Raw genomic sequence first — 15,327 nt, 5'->3', positions numbered from 1 at the left:
TTTAGGCCTAATATAAGTTTTGACCACGGCCTATTGGTGCAGCACATATTCTATTAAAGTCGCTATAAAAAAGCACAAGATTCCACTTTATTTTCCATAAATGGAGACATATTTTGCAAAAATGCCATGCAACGGCAACAATATAAAAACACAAAAAACACCATTCCATATACAGCTATTTAACTAGTACGTAAACAATGTCCGAGAAATGAAAAGTGTCGGTAAAAGGAGTGTCGTGTGCCTTGGCATGCAGTAAACGTTTGCTTAGGGATCAGTCAAACTCACTGTATTTGGAGAGCATAGTTTCTAGATAAATGCTTTGTGATTTGTTCATACGGTCTTGCCATGCAACAGTCACCGTAATATTTTTCAAAGCGCCAGACAAAGCACCACTGGCATTGGACACCTCACAAGTCATCGCATAGGCAGAACTTGATAAACCGGATAAGGGGTTTGAGCTTGCTGTGTTGAGACAATGGTTCGCTTGGTTAAGTTCCGAAAAAGGAATTAGCCCGACCGCCCCACTCACATCCGAGACACGAGTTCGATAGTATTCCATCTGCCTTTCAGCAAAATGCAGCGCCTCAACACTGTGGAGAGCAAAGTCCGATTTTTGTTCCGCGTAAATCTGCAGCTTAACCAACCCTAACGAAGCAACCCCGATGAGCAAAAAAGAGATAAGCACCTCTATCAAACTGAAACCTTGGTGTTTAGAAGTCATTCCATGAGCCTCGCTTCCATTGGTAAATCGAAGGCGGATCACTCGGATTAGATTCTGAACGAAAATCCAAATCCATATCACCAACAATCGTTGTCACACCAAGTGGCGAATCAAAGATAAGGCCGCCTGAAGGTAAACCAGAGGCAAACTGAATCCCGACACTTTTTTTCAGGACGGCAGCGTCATCGATGTCTTTGATAAAAGGTGCAAATACATTGGGAGTAACAAGCGCTTTCCAGAAGTCATCTATACGAGTTTTAACATAGCTCTTTTGATAATCGACCAAATGATAGATCACACCGTTGTAAGTCATGGCACCATTTAACGCGAGCACACCATCTTGAATCACCAGCAGTTGAGATTGATTGTTGGCGGCAGCAACCGCTGAATTAATATGGCAATTTCCCTCAACCCACAATCCTTTGGTCTGCCCTAGAGTAAAATGGTCCATGATTTCGGTGCCGCACTCTGTCGCATCCAGTATCTGCACGCGCTTAAAAAGATCAGTGTCTTGTGATAAGTCGACAATGTTTTGATCCGTTTTCGCGATACCAAAGAAAGTATAAAACGGGTTCATATTTGGATCGGGATTAAAGTCTTTTTTGAAGGGAGGTGGATTCGCTCCTTGAGAGGAATCAGGCGCATAGATTGAGTAGCGACTTCCTGAATTGCCTTTGGGGATCTCCGTTTTATATTCGCTATCACACACACCATCAAAACCAGAAAACGGACCATCCGCACTTGGGTCGAGCACTTCTAAGCCTAACGTTTGTCCTGAATCACCATGTATTGAATCGTATTGGTAAGTAAAAAGATCGGCAAAAGTAACACTCACGCATTCATATTCATTACCACTGATCGGTTCTTCTTTAACTGTAGGCTTCAGGCTCAATGTACCAATGATCTCAATCGGCCCCGTTGATTGAATCGCCCCACTTCCTAACTGAGAGCTCTCACGAATAGTTTTAGACAACAGCTGTGTATCGGTTGTAGATGCAATAACATAAGCGATAGAACTCGCACTATCCGAAACCTCTATTTGCGGTTCATTATCATAAGGAGAACACCAATTAGAAAAGTCGGCAGGACGTGCACTGGCATCTTTGATATCTAAAACGGTTTTATCGAGCTCACGTAGATAGGAATAAGTACACTCTAAACCACCTTCTGCTAACCAATGAGCTTTACGTGCCTGAACTTCATTTTGTGCTCGCTTGATTTGATAAAAGAGAACTTTAAAATTCCCGAAAGAAGCGATTAATGTTCCAACAAGAAGAACGCTAACCAACAACAGAGTGATAAATCCTCCCTGCTTACATCGCTTCATTGCCAATTCCTCTGAACAACGGAAGTTCTCACTTCATGACTAACATCGGCATTTACTAAAGACGCCTTTAACTCAATGTCTACTTTTTGAGAAGCCGAAGATCCTGTTGAAAGCTCTTCAGCTTCAACAAATAAAGCATCAACTTGAATTTGACGCTCAAAAAACAAGCTTTGACATGTCATTGTTACCTCACCACTGAGCATCCCTATAGGTTTTTCATTAATAGCCAAAAGGTCACCGGACTCTCCCACGCAGTAATTGAGCTTGTTTTCTTTGAATTGATAGACAATGTTCCTATATGCCGACGAGACACTATCCTGCAAATAAGCAAAACCAATATACGCCTCATCAGCGCTTACCTGGTTGGTATAAATTGTATTTATGGCACCCGATAACTTTACCGATATTCCCGAATCTGAGTCATAACCAGCTCGCCAAATTTCTTCTTTCATCATTTGAGTAGTGGAAAATAAGTTTTGTGATAGCAGAAGCTCTAAACTATTTTTTGAAGCAACACGCTGGTTAGTAATGAAGACTGAACCTATGATTCCAATGGCAACTACTCCAATGACCGAAGCCACCATCATCTCAACTAATGTACTTCCCTTGATATGCGTACTAACAAATCTCATAACCATGGTGGCCTATGTTATTGCGTCCATTTTGATTTGGATCACTGCTACAGATTCGAATTCTCCCGGTTGTAATAGACGCTATTACAGATAACTGTTCAGATAACGCGTTTACCGGCGCCATTGTTATATTTCCATTACCAAATCGCCCCCTAGTACCATCAACTGATATTGAATTATGACCTGAGAAATTAAAGGCAATGTTTATGTCTCGATAGGAAGAACCGTCTAACTGCATAAGAACATTTCCAGGGGCAAAAGATGCAGAGCTACTTAAAACCATATCCCAATCGCCATCGGAGTTATTAATAGCCCCAGAACTACCAGATACCAAAAAGAACAGATAAAGGTCTTGATTCTGAGCTATAGCTTCTGACCTAGCGGCAATTAAAAATCCATGCACTTCAGGAGCAAGCCTTTTGATTTTCGTTGAAGCTAGGACTGAACTAAAACTCGGGGCAGCCGTGGCTATCAGTATCGACAAAACCGATACCGTTATTAACAGCTCTAATAAAGTAAACCCGCGAGTCATTTCCCAAATTCCTATGTAATCTGATGCGTAACCGCATTTAATCTTGCGCCGATGCTACCACCGGAGAAAAATAGGCAGAGATATGAAAGGAAACTACTCGTGATGATTCGAAGAAATATATGCAACAACAACAACTTAAGCACTAAAGGAATGACATTGATCGAATTATTGATCGCTGTCGCCATCGTGGGGATACTCGGCGCCATTGCGTACCCAAGTTATACGAGCCATGTAATTAAAGCGCATCGAGTCACTGCAATGGCTGACATGGCAAAGATACAATTGGAGATGGAAACGCTATACACGGGAAGCTACGTGTCGGCAGCGGAGAGTATTATTTCTGGAGGAACATGTTTGTTTTGCGATACGGATACCAGTCGCTACACGTTAGCAGTTTCGGCTAGCAGCGCGACCTATTCGATTCAGGCTGAACCACTTTCACAGCAGGTAAATGATGAATGTTTAGACTCGAATACCGATAAGTTAGAATTGCACCACTCGGGTGTTTCGGAGCCCGAAGCGTGTTGGAAGTGACAAGACAAAATACCAAAGGACACTAAACCTTATCTCCCGAAATCTCAGCTCTTTCGTCTTTGCTCTTCTTCCTCCTTAGATCTTCTTTTTTCTCTGATCTATAGACACAAAAAAGCCTGCACATTGGCAGGCTTTAAGATTTTCAAATTACTACCTAATTACTTAGTTAGATCATCGAAGAAGTTTTTAACGCCGCTGAAGAAACCTTCAGACTTTGGCTTATGCTTGCTCGCCGCTTCGCCACAACATGTCTCTTCGAAATCACGAAGAAGTTGCTTTTGACGAGAGCTTAGCTTAACTGGTGTTTCAACCACTAGCTTAACGATTAGGTCACCCACACCGCCACCACGAACACCTTTCACGCCTTTGCCACGCATACGGAACATACGACCCGTTTGTGTCTCTTCAGGCACTTTAAGGTTTACGCGGCCATCCAGTGTAGGAACTTCAACTTCACCGCCTAGCGCTGCCATTGTGAAGCTAACTGGCACTTCACAGTAAAGGTTGTTGCCGTCACGCTCAAAGATGTTGTGCTCTTTTACGTGTACTTGTACATACAAGTCGCCAGCTGGAGCACCGTGCTCTCCTGCTTCGCCTTCGCCAGATAGACGAATGCGATCACCAGTATCAACACCTGCTGGGATCTTAACGTTAAGCGTTTTCGTCTTCTGTTTACGACCTTGACCATGACATGAGTTACATGGATCTTTGATGATCTTGCCTTTACCGTTACAAGTAGGACAAGTCTGTTGAACCGCAAAGAAACCTTGGCGCATTTGTACTTGGCCGTGACCATGACAAGTGCCACACGTTTGTGCAGAAGAACCCGCTTTCGCGCCGCTACCATCACAAATGTCACATTCAACAAGTGTTGGTACTTCAATTTCTTTAGATACACCACGAACGGCTTCTTCTAGAGAAAGCTCCATGTTGTAACGTAAATCAGAACCACGTTGTGCACGCGCTTGACCGCCGCCACGACGACCGCCGCCAAAGATATCGCCAAACACATCACCGAAGATATCGCCGAAGTCACCTTGACCACCGCCGCCGTAACCGCCGCCGCCACCCATGCCACCTTGTTCAAAAGCTGCGTGGCCGTATTGGTCGTAAGCTGCTTTCTTTTGAGCATCGGTTAGGATCTCGTACGCTACTTTTACTTCTTTAAATTTGTCTGCTGCGCTGTCATCACCCTGATTACGGTCCGGGTGGAATTTCATCGCTAAGCGTTTGTACGCTTTTTTAATATCGCGCTCTGATGCATCGCGGCTTACGCCTAATACTTCGTAAAAATCACGTTTTGACATGTTCTAGGTCACCAAATAATTGCTACTACCGAATGATCACTTCAGTAGTCTGTGTATCAATCTAGATAAAAGTTCTGCCGGCTGAAGCACCGAATAAAGCTATTATCTAGATCGACAAGTCTAAATACAAATTTACGGGCGTGAGAGTTACCTCTGACGCCCGTATATTTAGAAATCGAAAAACGATTGTTCTATGCTTAAACACGTTAGTTCAAGGAGAAGGCACGGAGCTTACGGATGTAAGTGAGTACCTTCGACGCAGAAATTACGTGTTATAGCGACGAAAAATTATTTTTTGTCTTCTTTTACTTCTTCAAACTCTGCGTCTACCACATCGTCGTCTTGCTTAGGTTGTTCACCAGCGTCAGCACCAGCTTGTTCAGCTTGAGCTTTCTGTTGAGCAATTTCCATTAGCTTTTGAGCTGCTTGCATAAGTTCTTGAACTTTAGCGTCGATAGCTTCTTTGTCGTCACCAGACTTAACTGATTCTAGAGCTTCGATAGCTGCTTCGATTTTAGCTTTCTCGTCTGCAGGTAGAGCTTCACCAGCTTCTTCTACTTGCTTCTTAGTGCCGTGAATCATTTGGTCAGCTTGGTTACGTGCAGTTACTAGCTCTTCGAACTTCTTGTCAGCTTCTTTGTTAGCTTCTGCTTCTTGAACCATTGCTTCGATCTCTTCCTCAGACAAACCGCCTGATGCTTGGATAGTGATCTTCTGCTCTTTACCTGTCGCTTTATCTTTAGCAGATACGTTCAGGATACCATCAGCATCTAGGTCGAATGTTACTTCAACTTGTGGCATGCCACGTGGTGCTGGTTGGATACCTTCTAGGTTGAACTGACCAAGAGACTTGTTGTAAGTCGCTTGCTTACGCTCACCTTGAAGAACGTGGATAGTTACTGCGCTTTGGTTGTCTTCAGCTGTAGAGAACACTTGATCCGCTTTAGTAGGGATAGTTGTGTTTTTCTCGATAAGCTTAGTCATTACGCCGCCCATCGTTTCGATACCGAAAGATAGAGGAGTAACGTCTAGAAGAAGAACGTCTTTAACTTCACCAGCTAGTACACCACCTTGAACAGCAGCACCCATTGCAACAGCTTCGTCAGGGTTCACGTCTTTACGTGGCTCTTTACCGAAGAATTCAGTTACTTTAGCTTGAACCATAGGCATACGAGTCTGACCACCAACTAGGATAACGTCAGTGATTTCGCCTACAGATAGATCAGCATCTGCTAGAGCAACTTTTAGTGGCTCAAGAGAACGTTGAACTAGGTCTTCAACTAGAGACTCAAGTTTCGCACGAGTCACTTTGATGTTCATGTGCTTAGGACCAGTCGCATCAGCAGTAACGTAAGGTAGGTTTACGTCAGTTTGAGTAGTAGAAGAAAGCTCGATTTTCGCTTTTTCTGCTGCTTCTTTAACACGCTGCATTGCTAGTGGATCAGCTTTAAGGTCGATACCTTGCTCTTTCTTGAACTCATCTACTAGGTAGTTGATCATGCGGTTATCGAAATCTTCACCACCAAGGTGAGTATCACCGTTAGTTGAAAGAACTTCGAAAGTCTTCTCGCCTTCTACTTCATCGATTTCGATGATAGAGATATCGAATGTACCACCACCAAGGTCGTATACAGCGATAGTGCGATCACCACCTTGCTTGTCTAGGCCGTAAGCCAGAGCAGCAGCAGTAGGTTCGTTGATGATACGTTTAACATCTAGACCTGCGATACGGCCAGCATCTTTAGTTGCTTGACGTTGAGCATCGTTGAAGTAAGCAGGAACAGTTACAACTGCGCCAGTTACTTCTTCGCCTAGGAAGTCTTCAGCTGTTTTCTTCATTTTCTTAAGAACTTCAGCAGATACTTGAGGAGCAGCCATTTTTTGGCCTTGCGCTTCAACCCATGCATCACCGTTATCAGCTTTAACAATGTTAAAAGGCATGATTTCGATATCGCGTTGAACTTCTTCATCTTCAAAACGACGACCGATTAGACGCTTAATCGCGTATAGCGTGTTTTGAGGGTTAGTAACAGCTTGACGTTTCGCAGGTTGACCAACTAGCGTCTCGCCTTCAGTGTATGCGATTACCGATGCTGTTGTGCGTTCGCCTTCAGCATTTTCTAATACGCGTGGTTTGTCACCGTCAAGAACAGCAACACAAGAGTTAGTAGTACCTAAATCAATACCAATGATTCGACCCATCAGGCTTTCTCCGAATAAATTCTATTTAGTTTTTTGCTATACCCACTATGTGGGGGGTAGTAATCAGGGATTCAACCCTAATACACAAAATTTAAATGCAAATGTATTTTGCTTTCGTATGCACCATAGATAAGGGCTCACGAAGCCTTTTCAAGGGGGATACTGGATTTTTTCACATTTATTTTAATAAAAGGAATGATTAGACACGAATACATCTCATTACCTTAATGTGAGCCCCATAACTGGGTTGATCACCCAATAAAAACGGAGCCACTTAGGCTCCGTTTATCTATTCAGGCTTTCCACTTAGATTTTATCTATAGAGGAAAAGTCTCTGATTATGCTTCTGCTTTCTTTAGTTCAGCTTCTTCGTTAGCTTCAACGCCGATTTCGTTTTCAGATTTCGCTACGATAGTGTTAACCGCAGTGTCACCAACAACGTTAGAAGAAGTACAGAACATGTCACAGATACGGTCAACAGCAGCAACAATCGCTAGACCTTCTGGTGGCAAACCTAGTTGGTGCAATAGAACACCGACCATTACAACACCACCGCCCGGAACACCACCAGCACCGATAGACAGTAGCAAGATAGTTAGACCTAGAGTGAAGATGTCAGCAGTGTTGATTGGCTGACCAAATGCGTTTGCTACGAACATAGTTGCTAGTGCGATGTAAATAGATACACCAGACATGTTCATTGTTGCACCCAGTGGTACACCGAAACCAGCCACTGACTTAGATACGTTCAGTTTGTCCGTTAGAGTGCGCATTGTTACTGGAATCGTCGCGTTCGAACTTGCCGTCGATAGTGAGAATAGAACTTGCTCACGAGTTGCACGTAGGAACTGCTTTGGAGAAATACCAGTGAATGAACCAACCATCATTGGGTAGAAGAAGAAAATCCAGAACACAAGCATTGCCACAACAAGCGCTACATAGCCAGCAACTGACATTAGCGTGTTTGCATCAAGTGTTGCACCTAGTTGAATCATCAGAGCAAATACACCGTATGGCGCAAGGCTCATTACTAGGCCGATAAGCTTCATCATGATTTCGTTAGCCATCTTGAATGTCTTGATAGCTGGACCACCACGAGAATCAAGAGCTTGGATAGCAAGGCCAGTCAAAATCGCCATGAAGATGATTTGCAGCATGTCGCCACTTGCAAAGGCTTCTACAGGGTTGCTAGGAACGATATTAACAACAAGAGAGAAGATATCTGGCGTTTCAGTTGTTGTAAGCGCAATTGTCTCAGAAACTGTACCCGCTAGATTCGCACCAGCACCCGGTTGGAAAATAAGACCAATCGTTAGAGCAGCTGAAATCGCGATGATGGTGTTAATAATGTAAAGACCAAAGGTTTTACCACCAAGGCGACCAAATGAACGAATATCTTTTAGCTCAACGATACCGCAAACAATAGATACGTATACAAGAGGTACTACAAGCAACTTGATAAGTGATACAAACATACCACCAGCACCTTCAGCAGCGCCGAGTAGGTACGTATCAAAAATAGCAATGCCGCTGAATAGGTACTGAATAGCAGTACCAATAATTAGGCCAGCAAACAAGCCTACAAAAATCTTACTTGAGAGCGATTTATCCATCGTTCTTCTCCAGTTTGTTGTGTTTAAAATTTGTACTTTTATAGTTATATATGCGACCAGAATCGCTACATTGCAGTGGATTTTACATACAAAGATAACAATTAAAAGTATTTATTTACAAAAACACTACAAGTGTGACATCGAAACATTTCTTTAATTACAACCAGTTTCATAACATAAAACTCTAAATCATTGTTCTGGATAAAATAAAAAGAACGACATTCTTAATGCCATATTGGTGACTATTTACGTGGACTCTCAAGTTACAGGCATAAAAAAAGAGAGGCCTATGCCTCTCTTTTCATTTCACGTTAACCAGTGAATTATTTTGTCGCCGCTATTTTGTTACTTCACAATTGCCATAATCAATTGCTTGGCAAACGGCTACTCAATTACTTAGCAACCATTACCATTGCAGGGCGAATAACACGGCCGTTAAGCTCGTAGCCTTTCTGCATAACAAACATTACAGTGTTTGATTCGTGGTCTGGGCTTTCTTGAATAGACATTGCTTGGTGATATTCAGGGTTGAATGCTTCACCTTCAGGGTTGATCTCTGTAAGACCAAATTTAGCCACTGTGTCTACGAACGTTTTGTGAGTTAGTTCAACACCTTCAAGAATCGGCTTAACCGCTTCGTTCTCAGCATCTGCAGCTTGTACTGCACGCTCTAGGTTATCGATAACAGGTAGTAGGCCTTCTGCGAATTTGTTTAGCGCGTATTTACGTGCTTTATCCACTTCTTGCTCAGTACGACGACGCATATTCTCAACTTCAGCTTTAGCGCGTAGTACAGAATCTTGCTGCTCTTTCACTTTAGATTCGCTAGATAGCAGTGCAGCTTCTAGTTGAGCGATTTTTGCTTCTTGCTCATCAACAGACTCTTCATTCAGCTCAGCTTCTTCAACTTTCTCAGCTTCAGCAATGATTTGATCTAGCTCTTCTTCCGTTACTTTGTTTTCTTCGTTGCTCATGATCTCTCCAGAATTCGTTTTCAATGCAAGTGACAGGTGTGTTTGCACCCCAAATTGATATAAAACACTCGCATAGACGTTCAACTTGCCTTTATTATGGGGATGAAGAATTTTGATTCAAGCCTAATTCGTTTGGAAACGTTATGAAAAAGCCATTTGAAGTCATCGCCATTATTGGTAAACCTCGAGATCAGCAAGCAATTCAGACTCATAGAGAGCTCTATCAGTGGTTAAGTGCTGAGGGTTATCAAGTGTTTGTTGATGACAGACTCGCTACTATTTTAGACGATATCCCCAAAGAACATTTTTCTAGCCTAATTGAACTAGGAAAACGTGCCGATCTCGCGATTGTTGTCGGTGGCGACGGCAATATGCTGGGCGCCGCTCGTATTTTGTCGCGTTTCGATATTTCAGTCATCGGTGTTAACCGAGGCAATTTAGGTTTTCTGACAGACCTAAACCCTGAAAACTTCCAAACCTCACTCACCGATGTACTTAAAGGTGAGTTTATGGAAGAAGAGCGATTCCTACTCGAAACAGAGATACATCGTCATGGCCAAATAAAAAGTCACAATGCTGCACTTAATGAAGCCGTGCTTCACCCTGGCCAAGTTGCGCACATGATCGAGTTTGAAGTGTATATCGATGACAGCTTCGCCTTCTCACAGCGTTCTGATGGCTTGATCGTATCGACCCCAACGGGTTCAACGGCCTACTCGCTTTCAGGCGGTGGTCCTATTCTGTCATCAAGCTTAAATGCAATTTCATTAGTACCGATGTTCCCGCACACCCTTTCAAGCCGCCCACTGGTAGTGGATGGAAAGCGTCGTATCAAGCTGATCGTATCGCCTGATAACCGCGGCACTCAAGAAGTCAGCTGCGATGGTCAAATCTCGTTACCAGTTTCTCCTGGTGATGAGATCCACATTTACCAAAGCCCTAATGTGCTCAAGCTGATCCACCCTAAAGACTACAATTACTACCATGTTCTACGTAACAAACTAGGCTGGTCGAGTAAGCTGTTCTAAGAGAATAAACGCTCCAGTGGTAACCGAAAATTTGAAAGGCTGACGACATTCGTCAGCCTTTTTTATTGCCAGTAAAAAGCCCTTCGGCTCTCGCTTCTCTTCAATTCCTTATACCTCCACTCCCGACAGGGAGGAACGACTGAGTTGGGAATCTATAGCGGTTTCAGTGATCTACGGACGCACTCAATTCTGAGATTGGTCACAAAAAAATTTCACCCACCGACTTTACTGTATAAAGAAACAGTATATACTGAGCTTATATACAGTATTGTTCAGTTATACAGGTAAATAAAAATGCTGGCTCATCTAAGTGTTAATAATTTCGCTATTGTTAAGTCTTTACAGCTAGAACTCTCTAAAGGCATGACAACAATCACCGGTGAAACGGGTGCGGGTAAATCTATCGCTATCGATGCTTTAGGCTTATGTCTTGGGGGAAGATCCGATGCAGGAATGGTTCGACAAGGTGAAGAGAAAACCGAAGTCAGTGCCGCTTTTTTACTTGAGAACAATCTGCATGCTACCCGCTGGTTAGAAGACAACGAACTGCTTGATGGCAGTGAGTGTATCCTGCGCAGAACCATCTCAAAAGAAGGTCGTTCTCGTGCATTCATCAACGGCAGCCCAGTCCCTCTTTCACAATTAAAGTCTCTAGGCCAACTGCTGATCAACATTCATGGTCAACACGCGCACCATCAATTGATGAAAAGTGATTATCAAATGGCGATGCTTGATCAATACGCAGGTCACTTGAACCTATTGAAATCGACACGTAATGCTTACCAATCATGGCGACAAGCCGATAACCACTTAAAAGAGTTACGTGAAAATAGCCAGCAAAATCAAGCTCAAAAACAACTTCTTGAATACCAAATCAAAGAGTTAAATGAGCTGTCTATTGGGGAGGAAGAATATGAAGACCTCGAACAAGAGCATAAGCGCCTCTCCAATAGCGGAGAATTGGCCACAACCTGCCAACAAGCTATCGAGCTTATTTATGAAGGCGAAGAAGTTAATGCGCTTGGTATTCTGCAATCGGCCAATAACTCCTTAATTCAGTTAGCTGAGCTAGATGAAAGATTGGCTGAATTACCTAATTTACTTTCTGAAGCCATTATTCAGATCGAAGAGACCAACAACGAGTTAAGAACATACCTAGACAGCATTGATGTTGATCCCGGTCGTATGGCTTATGTTGAAGAGCGCTTTTCAAAAGTGATGTCGATGTCTCGTAAACACCACGTGTTACCTGAAGAGCTGTATAAGCACCATCAAGACTTATTACAACAAGTTGAAGCGCTGGATTGCTCTGATGAAAAGTTGGAAGAATTAGCAAACGAGGTAGAAAACCAATACCAATCGTTCGTGGCTAAATCAGAGAAGCTTCATAAATCTCGAACTCGTTACGCAAAAGAACTCAACAAGCTGATCACGCAAAGCATGCACGAACTGAGCATGGAAAAAGCGCAGTTTGCCATTGAAGTGAACAACACCAACACACATCCTTCTCCATTGGGTATGGATAACGTGACCTTCATTGTTTCGACCAACCCAGGCCAACCAATGCAGCCAATTGCTAAAGTGGCCTCTGGTGGTGAGTTATCACGAATCTCACTGGCGATTCAGGTGATCACAGCGCAAAAAGTGGATACACCAAGCCTGATTTTCGATGAAGTGGATGTGGGTATCAGTGGACCAACCGCTGCGGTTGTCGGAAAAATGCTACGTAAGCTGGGCGAATCTACGCAGGTAATGTGTGTGACGCACTTACCTCAAGTTGCCGGTTGCGGTCACCAACAGCTGTTTGTAGCGAAGAACACGAAATCAGGTAAAACCGAGACTCAAATGCACACGCTTGATGAGCAACAACGCGTTTCAGAGCTTGCTCGACTGCTTGGTGGCAGCCAAATTACCGAATCGACACTGGCCAACGCAAAAGAATTATTAATCGCAGCATAGGTTACATATTCGGCAACTTTCTGATAATTTACCGAAAATTCTTGGCAATTTTGCAACTTAATTCAAAATTGCCAGTCATAACAAGCTCAAAGCGCAAGGAGCTTTTTACTTCTTGCTGGAGCTTGTTTATTATCAGGCAGTATTTTAGCGAAGAAAGATCTCAAACTATGCGAATTAAAAAGTGGTTAGTTGCAGTTCCACTTGCACTAACAATGTTGACCGGTTGCTCTCTACTAGAGAAGTTGGTTTATCGAATTGACATCAATCAGGGTAACTATGTTGAACAAGAAGCTGTTGACCAGCTCAAGTTTGGCATGACAAAAACACAAGTTCGTTACGTTATGGGCTCACCTATGCTTATCGAAAATGGCTACCCAGATACGTGGTACTACATTTACCACCACCAAAAAGGCCATAACGACCCTATTCAGAAAAACCTTGTCGTGAACTTTGATGCCACTGGCACCCTAGTAACGATCAATGGTGACTTTGAAGCCAGTGATGAGTTCTTCGAAAGCCTTCGCTAGCTTTCCAGTCGACAAAGCAAGAATCGCAAAAGCCTGCTCATGAGCAGGCTTTTTAATATCCGCTAACAAATTAACCTACCGTGTCCAACCAACGGGCACAAAAAAGCTCACCAATATAGCGAGCTTTTCTTAATCAAATCGGTTTTACAATACTACTTGGCAGCAGCGGCTTTCGCTTGTTCTGCACGCTTACGGCGAATCTCTTTCGGATCAGCTAACAGTGCACGGTAGATTTCGATACGATCTTTATCGCGAACTGTCGCATCGAGCTTAACGTTACGGCTGAATACACCAACCTTGTTTTTCGCTAAGTCGATCTCTGGATACAGTTCCAAAACACCAGACTGTGCGATGATCTCTTCAACGGTCGCGTTCTTGTTCACTACCAAGGTAAACACACGCTGTTCGTGTGGAAGTGCAAACACAACCTCTACGTGGATCATATCTGATTCAATAGTCATGGCTTAGTAAACCTGTTTCGCGCGTTGAGTAAAAGCACTGACCATATTGCTCGTCAGCTCATTGAAAATCTTACCAAAAGCCATTTCAATCATTCGACTAGAGAATTCAAACTCCAACTTAAGCTCAACCTTACACGCTTGCTCATCGAGCGGAGTAAAATACCAACCACCCTGCAGCTTTTTGAACGGGCCGTCCACCAGTTCCATCAAAATCTCAGCACCATCCGCTAAGCGGTTAGAGGTAGTAAATGTTTTGCTGATACCCGCTTTAGAGACATCAACCGAAGCCACCATAGTTGAATCTGAAGATTCGATCACACGTGAACCAGAACACCCTGGCAAAAACTCGTGATAACGAGCAACATCATTGACCAAGCTGAACATCTGGTCGGCACTAAACGACACTAATGCTGAACGAGTAACCTTTGGCATATAGACTCCTGTTAAAGACAGCGTTACATTAACACAAACTGCAATTTTAATTGTATTGGGCCAGAGCGCAAATAAAAAGGATTCCCCAACTAGGGTGCAATCCGTATAATGAGGCCATTATGGCAAAGAATAAATCAAAATCAAAAGCCGGTAGCAATACCATTGCGCTTAATAAGAAAGCTCGCCACGAATATTTCATCGATGATGAGATAGAAGCGGGGCTTGAGCTACAAGGCTGGGAAGTAAAATCCCTACGTGAAGGCAAAACCAATATCGCAGAAAGCTACGTCTACATCAGAGACGGCGAAGCATTCATCAGTGGTATGACGATCACTCCGCTAACTCAAGCGAGTACTCATATCGTGGCGAACCCAACACGCATCCGTAAACTACTAATGTCGAGAAAAGAACTCGATAACCTTATCGGTCGTATTAACCGTGAAGGCATGACACTTGTCGCTACCGCACTTTACTGGTCTCGCTCTTGGGCGAAGATTAAAGTTGGCGTAGCGAAAGGTAAAAAGCTGCACGATAAACGTACTGATATGAAAGAAAAAGATTGGGCGAGAGATAAAGCACGAATTATGAAGAGTAATTTGCGTTAATTTTAAGCACTTAAACGCACAGTGCTAGACAGGCAAAGCTTTTCTGGTACTATGCAAATAACACTTGGGGCTGATTTAGGATTCGACAGGAATTTTGAAGTCTGAGGTGCATGCCGTGGGGCGGTTGGCCACGTTAAAAGCCGCAAAAAAATAGTCGCAAACGACGAAAACTACGCACTAGCAGCTTAATAACCTGCTCAGAGCTCTCTTACCCTAGCTTCCGCTCGTAAGACGGGGACCAATAAGAGATCAAACCCAAACTAGCTAGCGCGGATTCTCCCACCTGAGAGGAAAAGCGCGAATAACAATTCAGGTTAGCCTTTAACTAGCGTGTCGGTTCGCAGGTTGCTGGTGAAATTAAAGATCGACTAAGCATGTAGTACCAATGATGAATGATTTTTGGACGCGGGTTCAACTCCCGCCAGCTCCACCAAACGTTTGGAAAGGGCCAACTCGAAAGAGTTGGCCCTTTT

The 15,327-nt window shown here is 43.4% G+C and carries 15 protein-coding genes and 1 other RNA gene; 6 read left to right on the top strand and 10 right to left on the bottom strand.

The annotated features are described in order from the left end of the window. Positions 1 to 271: 271 nt before the first annotated feature. From AC3CKG_RS03130 to AC3CKG_RS03115, 4 genes are read right to left on the bottom strand one after another with little or no spacing between them, the layout of a single operon-like run. Complete coding sequence (locus tag AC3CKG_RS03130) at positions 272 to 721, bottom strand: prepilin-type N-terminal cleavage/methylation domain-containing protein (RefSeq protein WP_488528800.1); 450 nt, start codon at positions 719 to 721, stop codon at positions 272 to 274. Then, positions 711 to 2,048, bottom strand: a complete 1,338-nt coding sequence (locus tag AC3CKG_RS03125; protein WP_488528799.1) for a hypothetical protein — start codon at positions 2,046 to 2,048, stop codon at positions 711 to 713. The genes AC3CKG_RS03130 and AC3CKG_RS03125 overlap by 11 nt, the downstream gene beginning before the upstream one ends. Further along, positions 2,045 to 2,686: a PilW family protein gene (locus tag AC3CKG_RS03120; protein ID WP_372096662.1), complete on the bottom strand. Its 642-nt coding sequence runs from the start codon at positions 2,684 to 2,686 to the stop codon at positions 2,045 to 2,047. Before AC3CKG_RS03120 ends, AC3CKG_RS03125 begins: the two co-directional genes overlap by 4 nt. Continuing rightward, positions 2,667 to 3,212, bottom strand: a complete 546-nt coding sequence (locus tag AC3CKG_RS03115; RefSeq protein WP_017074173.1) for a GspH/FimT family pseudopilin — start codon at positions 3,210 to 3,212, stop codon at positions 2,667 to 2,669. Before AC3CKG_RS03115 ends, AC3CKG_RS03120 begins: the two co-directional genes overlap by 20 nt. A gap of 51 nt (positions 3,213 to 3,263) precedes the next feature. On the opposite strand from AC3CKG_RS03115, the gene AC3CKG_RS03110 reads away from it, so the two are divergent. Further along, positions 3,264 to 3,746 (top strand): type IV pilin protein, encoded by a 483-nt coding sequence (locus AC3CKG_RS03110; protein ID WP_488528798.1) that lies wholly within the window; start codon positions 3,264 to 3,266, stop codon positions 3,744 to 3,746. A gap of 158 nt (positions 3,747 to 3,904) precedes the next feature. Here the strand turns inward: AC3CKG_RS03110 and dnaJ are convergent, their stop codons facing one another. The 4 genes from dnaJ to grpE all read right to left on the bottom strand — a co-directional run bounded on the left by dnaJ (position 3,905) and on the right by grpE (position 9,842). Further along, entirely contained in the window at positions 3,905 to 5,053 is a 1,149-nt protein-coding gene (dnaJ, locus tag AC3CKG_RS03105; RefSeq protein WP_017106604.1) for a molecular chaperone DnaJ, read from the bottom strand. 288 nt (positions 5,054 to 5,341) lie between these two features. After that, the gene (dnaK, locus tag AC3CKG_RS03100; RefSeq protein ID WP_009848331.1) at positions 5,342 to 7,255 is read right to left on the bottom strand and encodes a molecular chaperone DnaK; all 1,914 of its coding nucleotides are present in this window, start codon (positions 7,253 to 7,255) and stop codon (positions 5,342 to 5,344) included. Positions 7,256 to 7,593: 338 nt separating this feature from the next. Further along, positions 7,594 to 8,868 carry a dicarboxylate/amino acid:cation symporter gene (locus tag AC3CKG_RS03095; RefSeq protein WP_017106603.1) on the bottom strand — a complete coding sequence of 425 codons (1,275 nt, stop codon included), beginning with the start codon at positions 8,866 to 8,868 and terminating at the stop codon, positions 7,594 to 7,596. A 392-nt stretch (positions 8,869 to 9,260) separates the two neighbouring features. Beyond that, positions 9,261 to 9,842, bottom strand: a complete 582-nt coding sequence (gene grpE / locus AC3CKG_RS03090; protein WP_065104990.1) for a nucleotide exchange factor GrpE — start codon at positions 9,840 to 9,842, stop codon at positions 9,261 to 9,263. Between the two features lie 143 nt (positions 9,843 to 9,985). Between grpE and nadK the strand changes: the two genes are divergently transcribed. The 3 genes from nadK to bamE all read left to right on the top strand — a co-directional run bounded on the left by nadK (position 9,986) and on the right by bamE (position 13,356). Next, positions 9,986 to 10,870, top strand: a complete 885-nt coding sequence (gene nadK, locus AC3CKG_RS03085) for an NAD(+) kinase (RefSeq protein WP_017106601.1) — start codon at positions 9,986 to 9,988, stop codon at positions 10,868 to 10,870. Between the two features lie 294 nt (positions 10,871 to 11,164). After that, complete coding sequence (gene recN, locus AC3CKG_RS03080) at positions 11,165 to 12,829, top strand: DNA repair protein RecN (RefSeq protein ID WP_017106600.1); 1,665 nt, start codon at positions 11,165 to 11,167, stop codon at positions 12,827 to 12,829. 167 nt (positions 12,830 to 12,996) lie between these two features. After that, on the top strand, positions 12,997 to 13,356 hold the full coding sequence (gene bamE, locus AC3CKG_RS03075; protein WP_009848326.1) for an outer membrane protein assembly factor BamE: 360 nt from the start codon (positions 12,997 to 12,999) through the stop codon (positions 13,354 to 13,356). Positions 13,357 to 13,508: 152 nt separating this feature from the next. On the opposite strand, the gene AC3CKG_RS03070 is transcribed toward bamE, so the two are convergent. Then, entirely contained in the window at positions 13,509 to 13,817 is a 309-nt protein-coding gene (locus AC3CKG_RS03070; protein WP_004737569.1) for an RnfH family protein, read from the bottom strand. Between the two features lie 3 nt (positions 13,818 to 13,820). Continuing rightward, on the bottom strand, positions 13,821 to 14,249 hold the full coding sequence (locus AC3CKG_RS03065) for an SRPBCC family protein (RefSeq protein WP_017106599.1): 429 nt from the start codon (positions 14,247 to 14,249) through the stop codon (positions 13,821 to 13,823). A 119-nt stretch (positions 14,250 to 14,368) separates the two neighbouring features. Here AC3CKG_RS03065 and smpB point away from each other — a divergent pair, with 119 nt between their 5' ends. Both smpB and ssrA read left to right on the top strand, forming a co-directional pair. After that, entirely contained in the window at positions 14,369 to 14,854 is a 486-nt protein-coding gene (gene smpB / locus AC3CKG_RS03060; RefSeq protein WP_004735156.1) for an SsrA-binding protein SmpB, read from the top strand. 66 nt (positions 14,855 to 14,920) lie between these two features. Then, positions 14,921 to 15,287, top strand: a transfer-messenger RNA (tmRNA) gene (ssrA, locus tag AC3CKG_RS03055). The last annotated feature ends 40 nt before the right edge of the window (positions 15,288 to 15,327 follow it).

It is taken from the genome of Vibrio sp. QJM3NY_15, assembly GCF_057785995.1.
Note: the sequence above shows the minus strand (reverse complement) of the source record. Positions and strands in the feature narration are given on the sequence as shown.

Bases quoted from the DNA above. Each gene is read 5' to 3' on its own strand.
- AC3CKG_RS03130 (WP_488528800.1), bottom strand. From the start codon at position 721: ATGACTTCTAAACACCAAGGTTTCAGTTTGATAGAGGTGCTTATCTCT.
- AC3CKG_RS03125 (WP_488528799.1), bottom strand. From the start codon at position 2,048: ATGAAGCGATGTAAGCAGGGAGGATTTATCACTCTGTTGTTGGTTAGC.
- AC3CKG_RS03120 (WP_372096662.1), bottom strand. From the start codon at position 2,686: ATGGTTATGAGATTTGTTAGTACGCATATCAAGGGAAGTACATTAGTT.
- AC3CKG_RS03115 (WP_017074173.1), bottom strand. From the start codon at position 3,212: ATGACTCGCGGGTTTACTTTATTAGAGCTGTTAATAACGGTATCGGTT.
- AC3CKG_RS03110 (WP_488528798.1), top strand. From the start codon at position 3,264: ATGCTACCACCGGAGAAAAATAGGCAGAGATATGAAAGGAAACTACTC.
- dnaJ (WP_017106604.1), bottom strand. From the start codon at position 5,053: ATGTCAAAACGTGATTTTTACGAAGTATTAGGCGTAAGCCGCGATGCA.
- dnaK (WP_009848331.1), bottom strand. From the start codon at position 7,255: ATGGGTCGAATCATTGGTATTGATTTAGGTACTACTAACTCTTGTGTT.
- AC3CKG_RS03095 (WP_017106603.1), bottom strand. From the start codon at position 8,868: ATGGATAAATCGCTCTCAAGTAAGATTTTTGTAGGCTTGTTTGCTGGC.
- grpE (WP_065104990.1), bottom strand. From the start codon at position 9,842: ATGAGCAACGAAGAAAACAAAGTAACGGAAGAAGAGCTAGATCAAATC.
- nadK (WP_017106601.1), top strand. From the start codon at position 9,986: ATGAAAAAGCCATTTGAAGTCATCGCCATTATTGGTAAACCTCGAGAT.
- recN (WP_017106600.1), top strand. From the start codon at position 11,165: ATGCTGGCTCATCTAAGTGTTAATAATTTCGCTATTGTTAAGTCTTTA.
- bamE (WP_009848326.1), top strand. From the start codon at position 12,997: ATGCGAATTAAAAAGTGGTTAGTTGCAGTTCCACTTGCACTAACAATG.
- AC3CKG_RS03070 (WP_004737569.1), bottom strand. From the start codon at position 13,817: ATGACTATTGAATCAGATATGATCCACGTAGAGGTTGTGTTTGCACTT.
- AC3CKG_RS03065 (WP_017106599.1), bottom strand. From the start codon at position 14,249: ATGCCAAAGGTTACTCGTTCAGCATTAGTGTCGTTTAGTGCCGACCAG.
- smpB (WP_004735156.1), top strand. From the start codon at position 14,369: ATGGCAAAGAATAAATCAAAATCAAAAGCCGGTAGCAATACCATTGCG.